This window comes from Bacillus songklensis (genome assembly GCF_042649685.1).
In the GTDB taxonomy this organism is placed as follows: domain Bacteria; phylum Bacillota; class Bacilli; order Bacillales; family Bacillaceae_H; genus Bacillus_BA; species Bacillus_BA songklensis.
Map to the genome: position 1 here is coordinate 10,854 of NZ_JBHRZT010000044.1, position 19,417 is coordinate 30,270.

The 19,417-nt window shown below is 44.1% G+C and carries 20 protein-coding genes and 1 riboswitch; of the genes, 18 read left to right on the forward strand and 2 right to left on the reverse strand.

What is annotated here, in order from left to right:
* Nucleotides 1-177: 177 nt before the first annotated feature.
* Nucleotides 178-375, forward strand: a riboswitch (cobalamin riboswitch).
* 251 nt (nt 376-626) lie between these two features.
* The 17 genes from ACFOU2_RS10745 (at nt 627) to ACFOU2_RS10825 (ending at nt 16,637) form a co-directional block, all read left to right on the forward strand.
* Complete coding sequence (locus tag ACFOU2_RS10745) at nt 627-1,010, forward strand: (2Fe-2S) ferredoxin domain-containing protein (protein ID WP_377914938.1); 384 nt, start codon at nt 627-629, stop codon at nt 1,008-1,010.
* A gap of 3 nt (nt 1,011-1,013) precedes the next feature.
* Nucleotides 1,014-1,718, forward strand: coding sequence for a HoxN/HupN/NixA family nickel/cobalt transporter (locus ACFOU2_RS10750; protein WP_377914940.1), 705 nt, complete (start codon nt 1,014-1,016; stop codon nt 1,716-1,718).
* A gap of 1 nt (nt 1,719) precedes the next feature.
* Complete coding sequence (cobJ, locus tag ACFOU2_RS10755; RefSeq protein WP_377914942.1) at nt 1,720-3,312, forward strand: precorrin-3B C(17)-methyltransferase; 1,593 nt, start codon at nt 1,720-1,722, stop codon at nt 3,310-3,312.
* Nucleotides 3,313-3,354: 42 nt separating this feature from the next.
* Entirely contained in the window at nt 3,355-4,245 is an 891-nt protein-coding gene (locus ACFOU2_RS10760; RefSeq protein WP_377914944.1) for a sirohydrochlorin chelatase, read from the forward strand.
* A complete protein-coding gene (cobK, locus tag ACFOU2_RS10765; RefSeq protein ID WP_377914946.1) occupies nt 4,245-5,003 on the forward strand; it encodes a precorrin-6A reductase in 759 nt (252 codons plus the stop codon). The genes ACFOU2_RS10760 and cobK overlap by 1 nt, the downstream gene beginning before the upstream one ends.
* Before the next feature lie 111 nt (nt 5,004-5,114).
* On the forward strand, nt 5,115-5,762 hold the full coding sequence (locus ACFOU2_RS10770) for a precorrin-8X methylmutase (protein WP_377914948.1): 648 nt from the start codon (nt 5,115-5,117) through the stop codon (nt 5,760-5,762).
* A gap of 7 nt (nt 5,763-5,769) precedes the next feature.
* Nucleotides 5,770-6,897 carry a cobalt-precorrin-5B (C(1))-methyltransferase gene (locus ACFOU2_RS10775; RefSeq protein WP_377915098.1) on the forward strand — a complete coding sequence of 376 codons (1,128 nt, stop codon included), beginning with the start codon at nt 5,770-5,772 and terminating at the stop codon, nt 6,895-6,897.
* Entirely contained in the window at nt 6,863-8,071 is a 1,209-nt protein-coding gene (cbiE, locus tag ACFOU2_RS10780) for a precorrin-6y C5,15-methyltransferase (decarboxylating) subunit CbiE (RefSeq protein WP_377914950.1), read from the forward strand. Before ACFOU2_RS10775 ends, cbiE begins: the two co-directional genes overlap by 35 nt.
* A gap of 1 nt (nt 8,072) precedes the next feature.
* On the forward strand, nt 8,073-8,774 hold the full coding sequence (cobI, locus tag ACFOU2_RS10785; RefSeq protein ID WP_377914952.1) for a precorrin-2 C(20)-methyltransferase: 702 nt from the start codon (nt 8,073-8,075) through the stop codon (nt 8,772-8,774).
* Complete coding sequence (gene cobM, locus ACFOU2_RS10790; protein ID WP_377914954.1) at nt 8,774-9,547, forward strand: precorrin-4 C(11)-methyltransferase; 774 nt, start codon at nt 8,774-8,776, stop codon at nt 9,545-9,547. The genes cobI and cobM overlap by 1 nt, the downstream gene beginning before the upstream one ends.
* Nucleotides 9,544-10,689 carry a cobalt-precorrin 5A hydrolase gene (locus ACFOU2_RS10795; RefSeq protein WP_377914956.1) on the forward strand — a complete coding sequence of 382 codons (1,146 nt, stop codon included), beginning with the start codon at nt 9,544-9,546 and terminating at the stop codon, nt 10,687-10,689. Before cobM ends, ACFOU2_RS10795 begins: the two co-directional genes overlap by 4 nt.
* On the forward strand, nt 10,682-12,058 hold the full coding sequence (locus tag ACFOU2_RS10800; RefSeq protein WP_377914958.1) for a cobyrinate a,c-diamide synthase: 1,377 nt from the start codon (nt 10,682-10,684) through the stop codon (nt 12,056-12,058). The genes ACFOU2_RS10795 and ACFOU2_RS10800 overlap by 8 nt, the downstream gene beginning before the upstream one ends.
* A complete protein-coding gene (locus tag ACFOU2_RS10805) occupies nt 12,051-13,559 on the forward strand; it encodes a cobyric acid synthase (protein WP_377914960.1) in 1,509 nt (502 codons plus the stop codon). Before ACFOU2_RS10800 ends, ACFOU2_RS10805 begins: the two co-directional genes overlap by 8 nt.
* A gap of 7 nt (nt 13,560-13,566) precedes the next feature.
* Nucleotides 13,567-14,616: a nicotinate-nucleotide--dimethylbenzimidazole phosphoribosyltransferase gene (cobT, locus tag ACFOU2_RS10810; protein WP_377914962.1), complete on the forward strand. Its 1,050-nt coding sequence runs from the start codon at nt 13,567-13,569 to the stop codon at nt 14,614-14,616.
* A gap of 72 nt (nt 14,617-14,688) precedes the next feature.
* Nucleotides 14,689-15,480 carry a uroporphyrinogen-III C-methyltransferase gene (gene cobA / locus ACFOU2_RS10815; RefSeq protein WP_377914964.1) on the forward strand — a complete coding sequence of 264 codons (792 nt, stop codon included), beginning with the start codon at nt 14,689-14,691 and terminating at the stop codon, nt 15,478-15,480.
* A 154-nt stretch (nt 15,481-15,634) separates the two neighbouring features.
* Nucleotides 15,635-16,174, forward strand: a complete 540-nt coding sequence (gene cobO / locus ACFOU2_RS10820) for a cob(I)yrinic acid a,c-diamide adenosyltransferase (RefSeq protein WP_377914966.1) — start codon at nt 15,635-15,637, stop codon at nt 16,172-16,174.
* A 292-nt stretch (nt 16,175-16,466) separates the two neighbouring features.
* Nucleotides 16,467-16,637: a hypothetical protein gene (locus tag ACFOU2_RS10825; RefSeq protein ID WP_377914968.1), complete on the forward strand. Its 171-nt coding sequence runs from the start codon at nt 16,467-16,469 to the stop codon at nt 16,635-16,637.
* Between the two features lie 68 nt (nt 16,638-16,705).
* Here ACFOU2_RS10825 and ACFOU2_RS10830 read toward each other — a convergent pair whose 3' ends face one another.
* Both ACFOU2_RS10830 and pdxR read right to left on the reverse strand, forming a co-directional pair.
* The gene (locus ACFOU2_RS10830; RefSeq protein ID WP_377914970.1) at nt 16,706-16,978 is read right to left on the reverse strand and encodes a hypothetical protein; all 273 of its coding nucleotides are present in this window, start codon (nt 16,976-16,978) and stop codon (nt 16,706-16,708) included.
* A 270-nt stretch (nt 16,979-17,248) separates the two neighbouring features.
* On the reverse strand, nt 17,249-18,658 hold the full coding sequence (pdxR, locus tag ACFOU2_RS10835; RefSeq protein WP_377914972.1) for a MocR-like pyridoxine biosynthesis transcription factor PdxR: 1,410 nt from the start codon (nt 18,656-18,658) through the stop codon (nt 17,249-17,251).
* A 105-nt stretch (nt 18,659-18,763) separates the two neighbouring features.
* On the opposite strand from pdxR, the gene ACFOU2_RS10840 reads away from it, so the two are divergent.
* Nucleotides 18,764-19,321, forward strand: coding sequence for a pyridoxamine 5'-phosphate oxidase family protein (locus ACFOU2_RS10840; protein ID WP_377914974.1), 558 nt, complete (start codon nt 18,764-18,766; stop codon nt 19,319-19,321).
* The last annotated feature ends 96 nt before the right edge of the window (nt 19,322-19,417 follow it).

Here is a 19,417-nt window from a genome sequence, read left to right on the forward strand (position 1 = left end):
ATGACCAAGCTTATATGATCAGGATGACTTCAACAAAAATACACTCAATCACAAAGAACTAACTATAGACGGATATAATGAACAAATTAAAAAAACTGAGGAAACGAAAAATAACATAGAAGATTTTACTAGACTATTATTCCATTATTATATATGATAATATGGTAAACAAAACCAAATATTGTCGAGCAAGATGGTGCTAAGGCCGTTTGGGGCCTTTAGCTTAAAAGGGAAGACCGGTGAAAATCCGGCACGGTTCCGCCACTGTAAGCGGGGAGAGGCCTTGCAATATGTCACTGTTTTAAGATTAGATGGGAAGACGCAAGGAATTGAAGATCCGCAAGTCAGGAGACCTGCCATGTTGCAGACGCCATGAACCTACGAGAATAGGGGGGGTGTCACGTTCGGAAAGCAAGCATTCGCGATTAAGGCTGCCATTTTGGGTCTTCATCTCGTTCGTTTTCTTCTATTGTTTGCTGTTATTCTTTCGTGTACAAAAGCATCCTCATATGTTGAGGGTGCTTTTCTTTTTGTACGGAAAAAGACCATAGTCCGAGTACTCTTTCATGTTTTGAATACTACTTTTAGAAGACGGGCGGGGTTTAAAAAAGGGAGAGGTGAGTGCAATGACAACTTGGAATTTAACGGGAACGAAACATCATGTCTTAATTTGCAACGGATCAAGCTGCATGCGAAAAGGAGGGGAAGAAGTCACCCAGGCCATTCGGGATGAAATTAAACGATTAAATCTGGATGAACAAATTCATACGACGAGAACACGCTGCAATGGAAGATGTAAAGATGCTTGTATCGTCATCGCGTATCCGGAAGGAACATGGTATAAAGTCGCGTCACCAGAGGAAGGGCGGAACATCATCACCGAACATCTGGCGGATGGAAAAGTAATAGAGGATTCGGTCATCTACCAATTTGGTGATGAAGGCATGATAGCCTCCAGTTATGAAGGCTTCCATGAAGGAATCTCAAAAATGGAGAAGGCGGGGAAGTAAACGATGGAATGGTTGAGTTTTGCCTTATTGGCGATCCTTATTGGAATGAGGCATGGAATGGACAGCGACCATGTCGCAGCGATTGCCGATATGGTCGGCAGTGAAAACGGGAAGAAGAGACAAGTCTCCTTAGGGGTCATGTATGCATTCGGACACGGCTTGATCGTGCTGTGCATTGGGCTGGTGACTTTATTTATCGGGACCAAATTGCCGGAAGGTGCCCAAAATATGATCGAAATCTGTGTGGGCCTAACTCTTCTCATATTAGGGGGAATAATCTTACACTCTCTTTTTCAGCAAAATAAAGAATACGAGTTTAAGAGTCGATTAAGGATCGTCTATGAATTCGTGCTAAAGTTTTTAAAGAAATCAGGAAAGGGGGTAGACATCTCACCGGTCGGTTTAGGAATCATTAGTGCGTTGATCATCGGTATCATTCATGGTGTCGGTGTAGAAAGCCCGACGCAAATAGCGATTATCACAAATGCGGCAGGGGTTGATAACACAACAGCCGCTGCACTTCAGCTCATTCTTTTTGTGGTGGGATTGCTGGCTTCAACAATTTTCATTACGTTTCTTCTTTCATGGGGGTTCACAAAGGCAAAATTCAGACGAAAGCTTTATATTGTCCTTGGTTCCGTAACGGGAATCTACAGCATTGGATTGGGAATTTCAATAATGGCAGAAATCATGAAAGGGGGACTGTAAAGTGGCAGGTAAGTTACTTATAGTCGGATTTGGTCCCGGCAGTTTTGAGCATATCACGAAAAGAGCGCAGGAAGCGATTCAAGAGAGCGATTGTGTGATCGGATACAAAACGTATGTAGAATTAATTCAGAATTTGCTTTCTAATCAGGAAATAATCAGTACAGGAATGGCAGAAGAGGTGACCCGTGCACAGGCTGCTGTCCGCCTTGCTGAAGAAGGCAAAAAGGTTGCCGTCATTTCAAGCGGTGACGCAGGTGTTTACGGAATGGCAGGACTCATTTACGAAGTTCTCGTGGAAAAAGGGTGGAGTGAAGAGACGGGTGTGGAAGTGGAAGTCATCCCGGGAATATCGGCCATCAATTCTTGTGCAGCCTTGCTCGGTGCTCCGGTCATGCACGATGCTTGTACGATTAGTTTAAGCGATCACTTGACGCCATGGGATTTGATTGCCAAACGCATCGAAGCGGCCGCTCAGGCGGACTTTGTCATTGCCCTTTATAATCCAAAAAGCGGCCGCAGAACGAGACAAATCGCAGAAGCTCAAAAAATTCTGCTCAAATATCGTTCTCCGGAAACACCGGTTGGCCTTGTCAAAAGCGCTTTTCGCGAGAAACAAGATATCGTCATGACCAATCTAAAAGAGATGCTCGATCACGAAATTGGCATGCTTACAACCGTTATGATCGGGAACTCGTCTACTTTTTTATATGGCAGCAAGATGATCACACCAAGAGGATACCAGCGAAAATATACGCTCGATTCGGAGGTACAGCCGTTAAAGCCGCATGAAAGGCTGCGACACGAAAATGAACCTTGGGCGCTTCATCAAGGGAAACAGGAAGAATCTCCCCTTTCTCTGGCCATGGAAGCTCTAAAAAAAGTAAAGGCTGAAAAAGCTGCTGCATTGGACACCACTGGTGTCGGCCGTGCATACAATCCAGTTGAATCCATTTTTGAGCTGGCCGTCAGTCCTGGAGTCGTCAACAAAAAATTCACGCCGGAGCAAATGATGGCCCTAGCCGAAGTGGTCGGCCAAAAAGGGACGATGGAATATACACCTCATCATCAAATCCTTCTTCGGATTCCAACTTCAAGTCCCGATAAGGTAACGGAAAAATTACGGAACGTCAATTTATCGTTGTCGCCGACAGGAGATGTTCTCGTTGTCAAAGCATGTGACTTTTGCGATGGAGAGAAGAGGGATTCCATTCCTTACGCAGAGAAAATCCAAGAAAAACTAGGTGGGATGGACCTTCCGAAAGAATTGATGATTGGTTTCAATGGATGCGGAATGGCATGTTACGGTGCAGTAAAGGAAGATATCGGCATTGTGTACCGAAAAGGGAAATTCGATTTATTTTTAGGAGCGAAGACGGTCGGTAGGACTGCCCATGCCGGACAGCCCGTTGCAGAAGGAATTGAACCCGAAGACATCGTGGAAGTCATTGAAAACATCGTCTGGGAGTATAAGGAGAAAGGACATCCAAATGAACGGTTTTATAAATTTTTTAAGCGCGTTCGGGAAGTGCAAGGGTTCAAACATAAAGACATCGCGCCTAACATTCAAATCGAGCCTGCGCCATGCGGGGAGTAGAGAGTTGATATTCCAAAATAAACGAAGCAAGGAGGAAGAAAGATGAAAGCAGTGTTAATGGTAGGCCACGGAAGCCGTGATGCGGAAGGAAGCGAGCAGGTACGGCAATTTATTGAAAACTTGAAACCGGAATTGGATTCATCTCTTTTAGTGGAAACATGCTTTTTGGAATTCGAATCTCCAAATGTGAATCAAGGGATTGACAACTGTGTCCGAAAAGGAGCAAGCCACATCCTTGTCATTCCGATCATGCTGTTGCCGGCAGGGCATTCGAAAATCCATATTCCCGCCGCGATTGATGAGGCGAAGGAAAGGTACCCGCACATACAGTTTACATATGGAAGACCAATCGGGATTCATGAGGAAACATTGGAAATTTGTAAAAATCGGTTGGAAGATGTCGGCGAGAACGTTCATGAGCCTGATTCGGATACGGCAGTCGTATTGCTGGGCCGAGGAGGGAGCGATCCTGATGCCAACAGTGATTTATATAAAATCACCCGCCTTTTATGGGAGAAACTTCATTACAAATTGATTGAGCCTGCATTTATGGGTGTAACCGATCCTCTCGTCCGTGAGGGGGTAGAACGGTGTATCAAGCTCGGGGCGAAAAGGATTGTTATTCTCCCTTACTTTTTGTTCACGGGTATTTTAATTAAACGCCTGGAAGATGTGGTAAAAGAACTGGAGCAAACTTATCCTGAACATGAATTTAAACTTGCCGATTATTTTGGTTTTCATGAGGGGCTGCGAACCGTTATAAAGGACCGCATTGATGAAGCGATCCAAGGAGAAGTGAAAATGAATTGCGACACGTGTCAATATCGCATTAATGCAATGGAGTTTATCGATCATCACCATCATCATGACCATGACCACCACCATCATCATAAACATGAACACACCCATGGAAATGAGGTGCAAAAAATATAATGATTTTGTTTTTAGCAGGTACGAGTGATGCACGGGCTCTGGCGCTTGAAATCAAAAAAAACGGGTTTGAACTATTGACAACGGTTGTGACGGAAAACGCAGCAAACGAGATGAGAGAGAATGGATTAAAGGTCCATGTTGGCCGATTGACGAATGAAGAGATTGCAAGCTTTATTGAAGAATATAAGGCGAAGGCGGTTGTGGATGCAAGTCACCCCTTTGCGGAGGAAGCAAGCAAAAACGCGATACAAGGAGCAAAGCTGGCAAATGTTCCGTACATTCGTTATGAACGGGAATCTCAGCAATTTGGGAATCGCCATCTTATCATGGTCGATACGTATGAAGAAGCAGCAATGGTCGCCGCTGAAAAAAAAGGTGTCATCATGCTGACAACCGGAAGTAAAACATTGCAAGTATTCTCTGAAAAGCTGCTTCATTTACCCGAAACACGGGTCATTGCCCGCATGCTGCCAAGAAAAGACAACATGGAAAAATGTGAGCAACTCGGATTTTCACAAAAAAATATAGTCGCCATCCAAGGACCATTCACAAAAGAGTTCAACAAGGCACTATACAAGCAATACGGAGTGACCTTAATGATTACAAAAGAAAGCGGGAAAGCCGGTTCAGTAGACGAAAAGCTGGAAGCGGCCATGGAACTTGGAATTGAAACAATTATGATTAGACGTCCGAAGATCGATTATGGAACAGCCTACTCCAGCTTTTCCGATATCATTAGCCGCTTACTTACAATTTGAAAAATTTGTTGAACCGATCAGGCTTTTATGGGCAGTGATTCCTTACTTAGTGTAGTTTGAAGCGGGAATCTTTCTGCCCGTTAGAGCAGGATAAAACAGGAGGGGATCAAGATGGATTTTCGCACAGAATTTAAACCGTTGACAGTACAACCACAGGAAATTGAAGGAAGAAGCTTTGAAATGATTACGGAAGAAATTGGAGAGCACCCGTTTACCGCAGAACAGTACCCGATAGTACAACGGGTGATCCATGCCTCTGCGGATTTTGAGCTGGGGCGCAGCCTTGTCTTTCACCCGGATGCAATCCAAGCAGGAATCCACGCTATCCGGAGCGGAAAAAAAGTGGTGGCGGATGTGCAGATGGTGCAAGTTGGAATCAGCAAACAGCGAATTGAAAAATACGGCGGAGAAATCAAAGTATATATTTCAGACCCGGATGTCATGGAAGAAGCGAAGCGTCTTAATACGACAAGGGCCATTATTTCGATGAGAAAAGCGATTAAAGAAGCAGACGGCGGCATTTTTGCCATCGGAAACGCACCGACGGCATTGCTCGAGCTCATTCGGTTGATCAAAGAAGGTGAAGCGAAACCGGGTCTTGTCATTGGCCTGCCGGTTGGGTTCGTGTCAGCTGCCGAATCAAAAGAGGAACTGGCAAAACTGGATGTTCCTTTTATTACAAACATCGGGAGGAAAGGCGGGAGTACCGTCACGGTTGCAGCTTTAAATGCGATTTCTATTCTTGCAGACAAGGCGTAAACCGATGATGAAAGAAGTTCCAAAAAATAAAAAGAAATTAAGGCAGGGCTATACGACAGGCTCTTGCGCAACGGCAGCAACGAAGGCGGCATTGACGGCATTAATTACAGGTGAAAAGCACATGGAAGCGACGATTTACCTTCCTGTCGGGAAGTTTGCCACTTTTCAAATGGAGAGCTGTGAAGTAACGCAGGATATGGCAGAAGCCGGTGTTATTAAAGATGCTGGTGACGATCCCGATGCCACCCACAACGCTTTAATCAAATCAACGGTCACTTGGTGTGAAATGCCCGGAATTACAATAGACGGCGGCATTGGCGTCGGACGTGTGACAAAGGAAGGGCTGCCGGTTTCAGTCGGGGAAGCTGCCATCAATCCTGTACCGAGAAAGATGATTTACGAAACGGCAAAAGAGGTTTTAACGGAATTTAATATCACAAGAGGTGTTAAAGTGGTCATTTCCGTTCCCGATGGAGAAGAGATCGCTAAAAAAACGCTGAATGCCCGACTTGGCATTATTGGCGGTATCTCCATTTTAGGAACTCGCGGCATTGTCGTTCCGTTTTCCACTGCCGCTTATAAAGCAAGCATTGTTCAAGCCATTAGTGTAGCCAAAGCGGGAGGTTGTGACCATGTTGTCATTACAACAGGCGGACGCAGTGAAAAATTGGGTATGCAGCAATATCCCGATCTTCCTGAAGAAGCATTTATCGAAATGGGAGATTTTGTCGGTTTTACATTGAAAGAGTGCAAGCGGCAAGGGATAAAGAGAGTATCCATGGTCGGCATGATGGGGAAATTTTCAAAAGTTGCTCAAGGGGTCATGATGGTCCATTCCAAAAGCGCTCCTGTCGATTTTAACTTTCTGGCGAGCGTTGCCAGGGAGGCAGGAGCGGATGGAGAACTTTGCGAACAAGTACTAAATGCCAATACCGCTTCACAAGTCGGTGATTTAATGATGGAAAGCGGACTTGTGGAGTTTTTTCAAAAGCTTTGTGATTGCTGTTGTTTGAACGGTTTGAAAGAAATAAGAGGCGGACTGGAAATTGAAACAAGCCTGTATACATTAAAAGGTGCGCTTTTAGGAAAGGCGGTACGAAATGGCACAGAACATCAAAGTGATTGGAATAGGTGATGAAGGGCAACAAAGCCTGCTCCCAATCTATGAAAAATGGATTACTGAAAGTGAAATATTAGTCGGCGGCGAGCGGCAGCTGTCTTTCTTTCCGGATTATAAGGGAGAAAAGATGGTCATTAAAGGAGGCTTACTCTCCCTTGCGGATCGGCTGAAAGAAGAGACGAAGCGAGTGGTCATCTTAGCATCGGGGGATCCATTGTTTTACGGAATCGGCAGTTATTTATCAAAAAAGATGGAGGTAGAAATCTATCCGTACTTGAGTTCGATTCAACTCGCCTTTGCAAGAATGAAAGAAGGCTGGCAGGACGCTTATTTTACGAGTGTTCACGGCCGCAGCATAAAAGGATTAGCACAGCGGATTGACGGTCGCCCAAAAGCAGCGCTGCTGACGGACGAAGAAAACAATCCTGCCAAAATAGCGGACTATTTATTGTCATTTGGCTTCACGGAGTACAAGGCATTTGTGGCCGAAAATCTTGGGGGAGAAGATGAACGCTGCGGCTGGTATGATTTGAGCAAAATGGCCGAAACAGAGTTTTCTCCGTTGAATGTCGTCATTTTAAAAAAAATGAAGGAAGGCCCGTCGTGGACATTTGGCATAGATGATCAAGAATTTTACCAACGAAAGCCGGACAAAGGGCTTATTACAAAAAAGGAAATCCGTACATTAAGCATCAGTGCTCTCCGGTTAAGAGAAGAGAGTGTTGTATGGGACATTGGCACATGCACGGGGTCAGTAGCGATCGAAGCAGCAAAAATTGCTCGTGAAGGGGCGGTTTATGCCATCGAAAAAAATGAACAAGATCTTGAGAACGGCCAAAAAAACATGAAGAAGTTCCGTGTCGATGCCACTCTTGTTCACGGAAAGGCACCTGACGGCTTAGAGGAATTTCCGGAACCTGATGCCATTTTCATTGGTGGCACAGCCGGGGGGATGGAGGACATTTTGGATGTTTGCTGTTCACGGTTAAAGCCGGAGGGGCGCATCGTATTGAATGCCGTCACGATTGAAAACCTTGTCCAGGCCGTCGAAGCATTTAAAACGAGGGGATTTGAAACGGAGATTACGCTTGCCCAAATCTCAAGAAGCAAGCCGATTTTGAATCTGACAAGGTTTGATGCGTTAAATCCGATTTATATTATCACAGCAGAGCGAAAGAAGGAGGACTAGCATGATCGGCACATTATATGGTTTAGGAGTGGGACCGGGAGATCCGGAACTGATAACGGTCAAAGCTTTCCGAAAGCTGAAGGAATCACCCGTTATTGCATACCCGAAAAAGAGAAAGGGCAGCAAGAGCTATGCACATCGAATTATCGATGTGTATGTGAAGCCGGAAGAAAAAGAAATGCTTGGCCTTGTGTTTCCGATGACAAAAGATCCTGTCATCTTAGAACGGGAATGGACCAAAACGGTCGAGATGGTATGGGAAAAGCTGGAGGAAGGAAAAGATGTGGCATTCGTGACAGAGGGAGATCCCCTTTTATATAGTACATTCATCCATATGATGAATGTAATGAAAGAGCTCCATCCGGAAGTGGACATTAAAACAGTTCCAGGCATCTCCTCCATCAATGGTGCGGCGTCAAGGCTGGGCATTCCGCTGGCGGAAGGGGACGACCATGTTGCCATCATACCGGCGAGAGACGACTATGAAACCATGAAAAAAGTAATGGAAGAAAATGATTGTGTCGTCTTCATTAAAGTGGCGAAAGTGATGGACCTTATGCTTGAAATTTTGCGTGAACTCGATATAGTGGATCGTGCTTCCGTTGTAACGAAGGTGACGTCTGATGAGGAAATTATTTGGGATGTTCGCGAGCTTGAGAACGTGGAGCTTGAATATTTAACGTTGATGGTGGTGAGAAAATAATGAAGGTAACAATTATCGGAGCAGGGCCAGGGGATCCGGATTTAATTACGGTCAAAGGTTTGACGCTTCTTCAAGAAGCTGATGTTGTGATGTATGCTGATTCTTTAGTGAGCGAGGACCTTGTAAAAAGAGCAAAGCCTGATGCGGAAGTGATCAAAACAGCGGGAATGCACCTTGAGGAAATGGTCGATCTAATGGTGGAACGCGTACAACACGGAAAAAAGGTTGTTCGTGTACATACGGGAGATCCAGCCGTTTATGGAGCCATCATGGAGCAAATCGTTCTTTTAAAACAAGCTGGAATCGGTGTTGAAATTATCCCCGGTGTCAGCTCTGTCTTTGCTTCTGCAGCTGCCGTGGGAGCTGAGCTTACGATCCCCGATTTGACACAAACGGTCATCCTGACAAGAGCGGAAGGGCGCACACCCGTTCCTGAAACCGAAAAGCTGAAAGACTTGGCCAAGCACCATTGTACAATTGCTTTGTTTTTGAGTGCGACTTTGACGAAAAAAGTGGTGAAAGAATTCCTGGATGCAGGCTGGAGCAAAGAAACACCGGTAGCAGTCGTCTATAAAGCAACATGGCCGGATCAAAGGATTCTTCGGACAACATTGGAACACCTGGATGAAGAGATGCACAAAAATGGAATGAGAAAGCAGGCGATGATACTGGCGGGATGGGCACTTGATGAACATATTCATGAAAAGGACTACCGCTCTAAGCTGTACGACAAAACCTTCACCCATGGTTTTCGACGAGGAGTGAAATCGTGAGTATTTTGTTAGAGGGAGGAAATCGCCCAACCATTAACCAGCACGGTACATATGCCATTGTTGCCATCACGAAGCACGGTGTGGAGTTAGCACGTAATTTAAGCAACTCATTTCAACATGCAGATCTATATTATATGAAGAAATTCGAAAAAGGCGATGAAGAAGCAAGAGACATCCAACTGTTTGAGGGAAGTGTCCGGCTTCTTTTACCATCCCTTTTTCAAGCCTATAAAGGAATCATTTTGATTATTTCTCTCGGTGCGGTCGTCAGAATGATTGCGCCTCTTTTGAAAGATAAAAAAACGGACCCGGGTGTTGTGGTCATTGACGATAAGGGAGAAAACGTCATCAGTGTCCTCTCCGGCCATTTAGGCGGAGCCAACGAATTAACAAGAGAAGTAGCTGCAGCCTTGGGGGCACGTCCCATCATAACGACGGCTTCTGATGTCCAAAAAACGATTCCCGTCGACCTATTTGGAAAACGTTTTGGCTGGGTATGGGATTCGGCTGAAAAACTGACGCCTGTCAGTGCTTCCGTTGTGAATGAAGAGAAGATTGCTGTCGTCCAGGAATCGGGTGAAAAGGAATGGTGGGATTATGACCGTCCGCTGCCTGAAAACATTCAGACATACGCTTCTATTCAAGAAGCATTAAAAGCAAAAACAGCTGCCGCACTTGTTATTACTCACAGACATTTAACGGAACAAGAGAAACCGATCCTGGCAAATGGTGTATTATACCGGCCGAAAGTCATTGTCCTGGGAATGGGCTGCAATCGCGGAACGTCCATGCAAGAAATCGAGTCTGTCATTCAAGAAACGCTTGATGAGCTGGGCTTTTCCATTAAAAGTGTGAAGGCCATCAGCACAATCGATTTAAAGAAAGATGAAGAAGGCTTGCTTGAGACGGCAGCCAAATACGGCTGGGAGTTTGTATACTATACGCCGGAACAGCTAAATATGATTGAAATGGAACATCCTTCTGAAACAGTATACAAATATACAGGCGCCTACGGGGTAAGCGAGCCTGCCGCCCGATTATGCAGTGGTACCCAAAAGCTGGCCCTTGTGAAAAAGAAGTCAGGAAATGTGACCATTTCGGTAGCAGTTATTTCGCATGATGGGGGGAAGGAGCATGACTGAGCGAAGAATCGTCATTGCCGGAACAGGGAGCGGGGTCGGAAAAACGACGTTAACGATTGGTTTAATGTCTGCCCTCCGGAAAAAAGGGTATATAGTGCAGGGATTTAAATGCGGTCCGGATTATATTGACCCATCTTATCATACTGCCGTGACCGGAAGAGCCTCACGCAACCTTGACAGTTGGATGTTAGAAGAGGAAACCGTAAAAGAAATCTTCGTGCGGGGAAGCGAAGGAGCGGATATTTCCATCATTGAAGGGGTCATGGGATTTTTCGATGGGAAGGATCCAAGAACAAATGCAGGAAGCACGGCTGAAATCTGTATGATGACAAAGAGTCCTGTGCTGCTCGTTGTCAATTGTGCCAGCATGGCACGCAGTGCAGCGGCGATTGTCAAAGGGTTTCAATGTTTTGCCGACGGTCCGAACATTGTCGGTGTGATCGCCAACCGTGTTGGAAGCGAAGGGCATTTTCGCCTTGTGAAAACGGCGATTGAACAAGAATGCGGCATTCCTGTTATCGGTTATTTAAAGCGAGAAACAGAGGTGGAGATACCTGAACGTCACCTTGGCTTAATTCCTTCCATTGAAAGGGGCGAGCTTGACTCGTTTTTCGATCATCTCGGTGAACTCGTACTTGAAACAGTCGATCTCGACAGGCTGATGGAACTATCTGTGTCAGAGGAATTAAAGATCGATCATTCATCTTCACTCTTTGAAAAACAAGCAGCGCCGACGGTCCGGATTGCGGTAGCCAAAGATGCAGCTTTTAATTTTTATTATCCGGAAAACCTGGAAATGCTTGAAGCTTACGGAGCGGAACTCGTTTATTTTTCTCCTCTTGCCGGCGAAGCTCTTCCGGAAAATGTGGATGGTCTCTACCTTGGGGGCGGATTCCCTGAAGAATTTGCTGCTCAACTGTCAAAACAAACGATTGTGAGACAATCCCTTCGAAATGCCATCGAGGATGAATTGCCAACACTAGCAGAATGCGGTGGATTTATGTATTTAACAGATGAGATCCAAACAAACGATGGACAGGTGTTCAAAATGGTCGGACTCATTCCTGGAAAGGTAAAAATGCAACCCGAATTAGCGGCGCTTGGCTATAGGGAAATCACAGGTAAAGCCGGAAACTTTCTTTTACAGGAAGGAAAAAGAGCGAAGGGGCACGAATTTCATTATTCTACCTTCCACCCGGATAAGGAAATCCAACATGCTTACGAAACGAAAGGGATGCGGGGTATCAAGAATGAAGGCTATATGGATGGAAATCTAGTTGCCGGTTATACCCATTTTCATTTTGCCTCCTGTCCGGAAATGATGGAAGCGTGGATAGAGAAATGCAAGAGGAGAAAAGCGCATGCGTAAAGCACTTCCAATCATGATTCAGGGAACCCATTCTGATGCAGGCAAAAGTGTTTTAGTCACTGCTTTTTGCCGAATTTTTGCTCAGGACGGCTACCGCACCGCTCCATTTAAGTCGCAAAATATGGCTCTTAACTCATACATTACGATTGACGGGAAAGAAATCGGGCGTGCCCAGGGAGTTCAGGCGGAAGCAGCCGGTGTACCGGCCACAACCGATATGAACCCCATTTTAATTAAACCGAGCCGGGAAAATGATGCACAAATTGTTGTCCATGGCAAGCCGTTTCAAAATATGAATGCATTTGATTATCGGAAAGATTTTTTTAACATGGGATTACAGCTGATTAAAGACGCCATTAAGTCTTTGTCCCATACATACGAGCGAATCGTGATTGAAGGAGCAGGAAGCCCGGCTGAAGTGAACTTGAACGATCGGGAGCTTGTGAATATGCGTGTTGCACGAATGGCCGACGCTCCGGTTATTCTTGTAGGTGATATCGAAAAAGGTGGAGTGTTTGCCAGTTTAGTAGGAACTCTTCAGCTTCTTTCCCCCGAAGACCGTAAACGTGTCGTTGGCGTCATCATTAACAAGTTCCGGGGAGACGTAAAATTGCTGGAGCCCGGACTCAAATGGTTCGAAGAATATACAGGAAAACCGGTGCTTGGCGTTATTCCATATCTTCAGGATTTACATATTGAAGCAGAAGATTCGGTTATATTAGACCGGTATAAGCCCGATGAAGATCAAACGAAAGATATAGACATTGCGGTCATCCGCTATCCGAAGATTTCAAATTTTACGGATGTCGATCCTTTTTTCGCCGAACCGGACTGTCATGTTCGATTTGTGACAAAAGCAGATCAACTGAAACAACCGGATCTCGTCATTTTACCAGGCAGTAAAAACACGATTGAAGACTTGCTGTTTTTGAAGCAAAGCGGAATAATGGAGAAGATTCACTCCCTTCATAACAATGGGAAAACGATGATTGTCGGGATTTGTGGAGGATTTCAAATGCTAGGTCTTTCCATTTCCGATCCTGACGCCATCGAGTCACCGCTCCAACACGAATGGGGACTCGGTTTATTGCCTTTGCGAACAACGATTACAACGGAAAAAACAACCGTTCTATCCGAAGGGATTCTGACTTTCCAGCAAACGCCTATGAAAGTAAAAGGCTATGAAATTCATATGGGAAAATCTTTCTTTGAGGAGAAACGAAACCCTTTGATAAAAACAGAAATAGGGTACGAAGGTTCCAAAAGTGATGATGAGCGTGTAATAGGCACTTATTTTCACGGGATTTTCCATAATGATGGATTCAGGGAAACGTTATTGAACAAGATTCGTAAACAAAAAGGATTAGAGCAGATAACGGAGCGGGTTTCTTTTAATCAATTAAGAGAATCAGCTTTTGATCGGCTTGCAGATCATGTCAGAAACCATGTGCAATTAGATGTCATTTACGAAAAAATAGAGAATTTTCACAGAGGAGAATGAGAAAGCTATGACAAAAACATTTCCATCTATATCCATTCCTGCACTTGATGATGAGAAAGGAAAAATGGCTGCGGATTATATAGATACATTAACAAAGCCGCCTGGCAGTCTTGGCAGGCTGGAAGAGCTGGCAATCGAACTTGCCAGCATGACCGCTGATCCATTCCCGCAGGTGACAAGGCCGGGAGTAATCGTGTTTGCAGCAGATCACGGCGTGACAGCTGAAGGAGTTTCTGCTTTTCCTCAAGAGGTCACCGGACAGATGGTACGGAACTTTTTGAACGGCGGCGCAGCCATCAATGTGTTCAGTAAACAAATTAATGCGCATTTGCGAATTGTTGATATTGGCGTTGCCTCTGACATTGATGGAGAAGGGCTGACCCGTGCAAAAGTTCGCTATGGAACAGCCAACTTTTGCAAAGAGAATGCAATGTCGGAAGAAGAAGCGATCAAAGCGATCGAGATCGGTTATAAACAGGGGAAAGAAATGATTCAAAAGGGGGCAAAGTGCCTCATTCTGGGGGAAATGGGAATTGGCAACACAACAACAAGCAGTGCCATCCTTGCTGCCATCAGCGGAAAAAGCGTTGCGGACCTTGTAGGACAGGGAACCGGCATTTCTGTAGACACCATGATTCATAAACAGCAGGTTATTGAGAAAGCCCTTCATGAAAGAAAACCGGATGTCAGTGATCCGATTGATATCCTTTCTAAAATAGGGGGCCTTGAAATTGCGGGGATTGCAGGTGCCATGCTTGCCGGAGCCAACAGCCGCATCCCGATTCTCGTGGACGGCTTTATTTGTACAACAGCGGCAGTAGTCGCAAAAATGATTTCAAGCCGGGCGGCTGATTACATGATTGTAGGGCATCGCTCAATGGAGCCCGGTCATGAAGCAGCCATTCAATTGTTAGGGAAAAAGCCTCTTATCGATTTAGGCTTGCGGTTGGGAGAAGGAAGCGGAGCAGCCGTTGCTTTTCCCATTTTGCATTCAGCATCATTAATGGTACGAGAAATGGCAACCTTCTCCTCAGCAGGAATCTCAAATAAGGAATAAGAGGGTTGTTTAGTCAATATGACAAAAGGTAGAAATGTTTTATGGAGTGATACCCGAAAGGCGGGAAGGTAGATGAATAAAGGAAAAGTGTATCTAGTTGGAGCAGGGCCCGGTGATCCGAAGCTCATCACGGTGTACGGGATGGAATGCATTCAAAAGGCGGATGTTATTGCTTACGATCGCCTTGTGAACGAGGAATTATTAAATTATGCCAAAAAAGATGCAGAATTGATTTACTGCGGGAAATTGCCGGGGAAACACGAGCTGATCCAGGAAAAAATCAATGAACTTTTAGTTGAAAAAGCTTTGGCTGGAAAAGTGGTCACAAGGTTGAAGGGCGGTGATCCGTGCGTGTTCGGCAGAGTGGGGGAAGAGGCGGAAGTGCTGGCAGAGCAAGGGATTCCGTTTGAAATTGTTCCAGGTATCACCTCAGGTATTGCAGCACCGGCATATGCCGGGATTCCAGTCACCCATCGTGATTATGCATCCTCCGTTACAATTGTGACCGGCCATGGCAGAAAGGAAAAAGAACAGGATGATTTAAATTGGGACGCGCTTGCTAAAGGAAGCGATACGATTGTTTTTTATATGGGGATTGGAAATCTCAAACATATTTGTACACAGCTTATTGAACATGGCAAGAGTCCATATACAAAAGCGGCTGTCATTGAATGGGGAACAACGAACCGCCAGCGAACCGTGAGCGGAAATTTAGAGGATATTGAGGAGAAAGTAAAACGCGAAGGAATCGCTCATCCAGCCATTGTTCTAGTAGGAGAAGTGGTCGGCCTAAGAGAGAAAATACAGTGGTTTGAAGAATCAAAGTTACTGCTCGAGCACAAGACAAAGTTAGAAAAAGAGTGATCAGAGGCAGTTATGAAAGAGAAGGAGAGAAGTTATGACTGTTATGGAAGTATTCATCGGTTATCCGGATCATGAATCAGGGGAAAATGTGAAAGGCCCAAAACGGACTCCGTTTGAGGAAAAAACAACATGGCTGTAAAAAGGGGGAAGAAAAATGGCTGAAAAGAAAGGACTTTTGCTCGTTTATACAGGGGACGGAAAAGGAAAAACAACCGCTGCCCTTGGCCTGGCCTTGAGAGCAAAAGGACGGGGAAAAAAAGTGCTCATCATCCAATTCATCAAGTCTCCTGAACGTACATATGGAGAGAAAATCATGTTTGATCAAATAGGAATCGAAATGTATCAAACAGGTGCAGGTTTTACATGGACCAAAACGCCCGAGGAGCATAGAGAGGCGTTGAAAAAAGCCTGGATGTTCACAAAAGAAAAAATGGCATCAGGCCAATATGATGTTGTGATTTTAGACGAATTAAACAACGCCCTTGCCATTGACAAGTTTCCAATTGACGACGTTCTTCCATTTGAAGAAGTAATGGATGTAATCAATAATCGCCTACCATCGATGCATCTGGTCATTACAGGGCGTTCAGCTAAACCTGAAATAAAAGACATGGCAGACTTGGTGACAGAAATGAACCCTGTCAAACATTATTACAATGAGGGGATTCCAGCGGTAAAAGGCATTGAATTTTAATTGCCCATAAGTTGAGGACGTATGCTTACACGACCGAAAAGAACGATTTTTGAAAAGCTATGTTAAAGTTTAAGATAAACGAACCATTTTCCTCCCTCCTCTTATCCAAAAACTAACTTATAAGTTAGCTTTACTATAGTTTACTGAACATATCAACCATTATATTCCATTTAGCTTCCGTACCCGATTTACGAAAACTGCCTTTTTGGAAGCGAATGAATCTGAAGGGATAAAAGAGGCGATTTATCAGGTGTTAATCCGAAATGTTCTGTGAAACCAGGGAGCAGGACACTTGAGGGAGGAACTTGTCCCCGACACGGTGGCAGACTGTATGATCGGCATGTTTGAGCGGTTTACATTCAAATGGCTGATTCCCGGCAAAAAAGATGAGAGCATATTGGCAAAGGAAATGACGGAGATTTTGTTATACGGGATTTTAGCATATCCAAAGGAGCAGGAATAAATATAAAAGAGAACTTCACTTTTCGCTTAGAGTAAGAGTAAAGTTCTCTTTTTACGTAATGGCAGCTTCTATACACATTGGAAAATGTTATTCTCCTTTAAAATGTTTTTTAGTTTAAACATCATCGTGTTATAAGCCTCTTGTTTGTAAGCATTCAAAATGGCACTTTTTAAATGGTATGCTTTAAAAAAGAAATCAAGCTGTTTTTCTGCATAGCGAACGATTTGCTCTCTATAAAATAGTTTCTTCTGTTGAATTTTTTCACGAATATCATTTGTTAAGTGAAAAATGAATTGTAAAATCGAATGCTCGAAATTACCGCAATACTCAGTCATTTTCATAGTGTATACCTCCTTCTGCTGTCAAGATTATAAATGTAATATTTACATTATCTTTACATTAGTTTAATACATCCTTTATAAAAATCAATGATTGCGACAAAAGTAGTCAAAAAAAGATAAATAATCTGAAAAATCGAGGTGAGTCACCTTCTTATTTTTAACCTGGCCAAGGATTGTTCAGACTTTAAAGGGTGTATTAGCCAATCATCACTTTAGGAGTAAAAATATGACAGAGTCCATATTTGAGAAGAGACCATTTGTTGAAATGGGTTACGCAAACCATGCCTCCTTCAACCGTTTGATTCCGTCTTCGATTTGATCAATAGGCATTTTGCTGAAGCCGAGCAAAAGCAACGGTTTTCCGTCCGTACTCTGCTGTATTCGGTATTTTTCAATTGAGTATACCCTCACTCCCGCGGCTGCAGCCATTTCAATGAGTGCTTGTTCCCCGAGCTGGCTATTCACTTTGATCAATAAGTGCAGTCCGGCTTTCTCTCCTACGATTTCTGCTGCTTCTTCTAAATGTTTTGTTAAAGCATTAACTAATACACTATGTTTCTTTTGATAAAGCAGTCTCATTCGGCGAACATGCCGATCCCACTCACCGTCTCTCATAAAATAATAGAGTGTGTTTTGGATGACCCTCGGTACAGTCGGTATGTATGCTTCGAACGCTGCACTGTACGATTGGAGGAGACGGGGAGGTAAGACGATATAACTGATACGCAGCGATGGAAGCAGCATTTTGGAAAAGGTTCCTAAATAAATAATCTTGTCATGCTGATCCAATTCCTTTAATGCCGGAATCGGTCTTCCTTCATAACGAAACTCTCCATCATAATCATCTTCAATGATATAACCATTTGTTTCGCCGGCCCATTGCAACAGCTCAAGGCGCCGCTTAAACGGCATCACCATTCCGCACGGATACTGATGGGAGGGGGTTACATAAACAATTTTTGCGTTACTGTTTCGAAGGTCATCTGTACAAAGACCATCCTCATCAAGCGAAATGGGCGTGACCATGAAACGGTGGTTTTCAAAAATATAACGGGCACGGTCATATCCGGGATTTTCGATGGCGAACTGGTCACAATTTTTGAATACCGTTTCACAAAGCAGGTTCAGGGAATGTTGGGTGCCGGATGTAATGATGATTTGTTCTGCCGAGCATCGCACACCCCTTGCATGATATAAATAGCGGGCTATTTCCCGACGTAAATGATTTTCCCCCTTGTGATGGCCGTATGATTTCGCTTCTTCCATTTCTTGTTTGTAGGCCTGGTTGCTGTACTTTTTCCATAGTTTCATAGGAAAAGCATTCATATCAATGCTCCCATACTCAAAATCTATTTCCGGACCATCCAAAATGGGAGTGTTTTTTGTATGTTGATAAGGGAATGGTTTGGTTTCTTGCTGGAGCACATCCAACTCCAGCTCTTTTACATACATCCCGCTTTTTGGCCTGCTTGTAATATATCCTTCTGCGAGCAGTTGCTGATAGGCGGTTTCAACTGTATTTCGGCTGATTCGCAAATGCTTGGATAAATCACGTATGGATGGAAGCTTACTTCCTACTGGCAAGCTTTTGTTTATAATATCATGCTTGATTTGCTCGTAAAGCTGGACATATAAAGGCAGCGAATGTTCCTTAGATAATTGTGGAGATAAAATGTGCATGCGTTCCTCCTTCTGACCCTGACAAAAAAAATAAAACTGTCACTTTTCGAAAGGTCAAAATGTTCATAAAATGAGCATAACAAAAAGACAGAGGAGAGTAAATAAATGATAACGATGAGACGAAGCATGAAGGAATGCCAGGACACAGGAAAGATTGAACGGTTCCTAGCATGTACAAAAATAGGTTATTTGGGATTGTGTGAAGGGAATCACCCATATGTCGTACCGCTTAATTTCGTATATGCAGACGGCTGCGTTTATTTTCATGGGGCGAATGCAGGACGAAAAAATGACATGATGAAAAAAAACGAAACGGTCTGCTTTACAGTCAGCGAAGACTTTGGAACAATGGCTCATCCTGTTCCCGCTGAAGTAGGTACTGCTTATTTTAGTGTCATGATGTTTGGCAAAGTAAAACAAGTTGAAGACATAGACGAAGCGACAAAAGCATTACAATATTTATTAGATAAATATGTTCCAGGTTACTATCAAGCACCTTTATCGAAAAAACATGTGGAAACATATCGTTCATCTATGAGAAGCAAGGTAGTCGTGTTTAAAATTCAAGTGGATTCCTTGACTGCTAAAGAAGATCTGCTTGATGAGAACATGAAGTTTTATCCAGGAAGAACAATTACAGACGACGTAAAGGGGAGAAGATGATGGCATCCACAGAGTCAAACAAAAAGCGGAATCATCCCAAGCGGAAGTGAAAGTGATAGCATCGGGGGAGATAATGGAGTTATAATTGGACGAAAA

What these genes read in the sequence shown, in the direction of transcription:
- ACFOU2_RS10840 (WP_377914974.1), top strand. Translation starts at nt 18,764, where the DNA reads ATGATAACGATGAGACGAAGCATGAAGGAATGCCAGGACACAGGAAAG.
- ACFOU2_RS10775 (WP_377915098.1), top strand. Translation starts at nt 5,770, where the DNA reads ATGAAAGAAGTTCCAAAAAATAAAAAGAAATTAAGGCAGGGCTATACG.
- ACFOU2_RS10805 (WP_377914960.1), top strand. Translation starts at nt 12,051, where the DNA reads ATGCGTAAAGCACTTCCAATCATGATTCAGGGAACCCATTCTGATGCA.
- cobK (WP_377914946.1), top strand. Translation starts at nt 4,245, where the DNA reads ATGATTTTGTTTTTAGCAGGTACGAGTGATGCACGGGCTCTGGCGCTT.
- pdxR (WP_377914972.1), bottom strand. Translation starts at nt 18,658, where the DNA reads ATGCACATTTTATCTCCACAATTATCTAAGGAACATTCGCTGCCTTTA.
- ACFOU2_RS10750 (WP_377914940.1), top strand. Translation starts at nt 1,014, where the DNA reads ATGGAATGGTTGAGTTTTGCCTTATTGGCGATCCTTATTGGAATGAGG.
- ACFOU2_RS10770 (WP_377914948.1), top strand. Translation starts at nt 5,115, where the DNA reads ATGGATTTTCGCACAGAATTTAAACCGTTGACAGTACAACCACAGGAA.
- ACFOU2_RS10745 (WP_377914938.1), top strand. Translation starts at nt 627, where the DNA reads ATGACAACTTGGAATTTAACGGGAACGAAACATCATGTCTTAATTTGC.
- cobO (WP_377914966.1), top strand. Translation starts at nt 15,635, where the DNA reads ATGGCTGAAAAGAAAGGACTTTTGCTCGTTTATACAGGGGACGGAAAA.
- cobT (WP_377914962.1), top strand. Translation starts at nt 13,567, where the DNA reads ATGACAAAAACATTTCCATCTATATCCATTCCTGCACTTGATGATGAG.
- cobA (WP_377914964.1), top strand. Translation starts at nt 14,689, where the DNA reads ATGAATAAAGGAAAAGTGTATCTAGTTGGAGCAGGGCCCGGTGATCCG.
- cobM (WP_377914954.1), top strand. Translation starts at nt 8,774, where the DNA reads ATGAAGGTAACAATTATCGGAGCAGGGCCAGGGGATCCGGATTTAATT.
- cobI (WP_377914952.1), top strand. Translation starts at nt 8,073, where the DNA reads ATGATCGGCACATTATATGGTTTAGGAGTGGGACCGGGAGATCCGGAA.
- cbiE (WP_377914950.1), top strand. Translation starts at nt 6,863, where the DNA reads ATGGCACAGAACATCAAAGTGATTGGAATAGGTGATGAAGGGCAACAA.
- ACFOU2_RS10800 (WP_377914958.1), top strand. Translation starts at nt 10,682, where the DNA reads ATGACTGAGCGAAGAATCGTCATTGCCGGAACAGGGAGCGGGGTCGGA.
- ACFOU2_RS10830 (WP_377914970.1), bottom strand. Translation starts at nt 16,978, where the DNA reads ATGAAAATGACTGAGTATTGCGGTAATTTCGAGCATTCGATTTTACAA.
- ACFOU2_RS10760 (WP_377914944.1), top strand. Translation starts at nt 3,355, where the DNA reads ATGAAAGCAGTGTTAATGGTAGGCCACGGAAGCCGTGATGCGGAAGGA.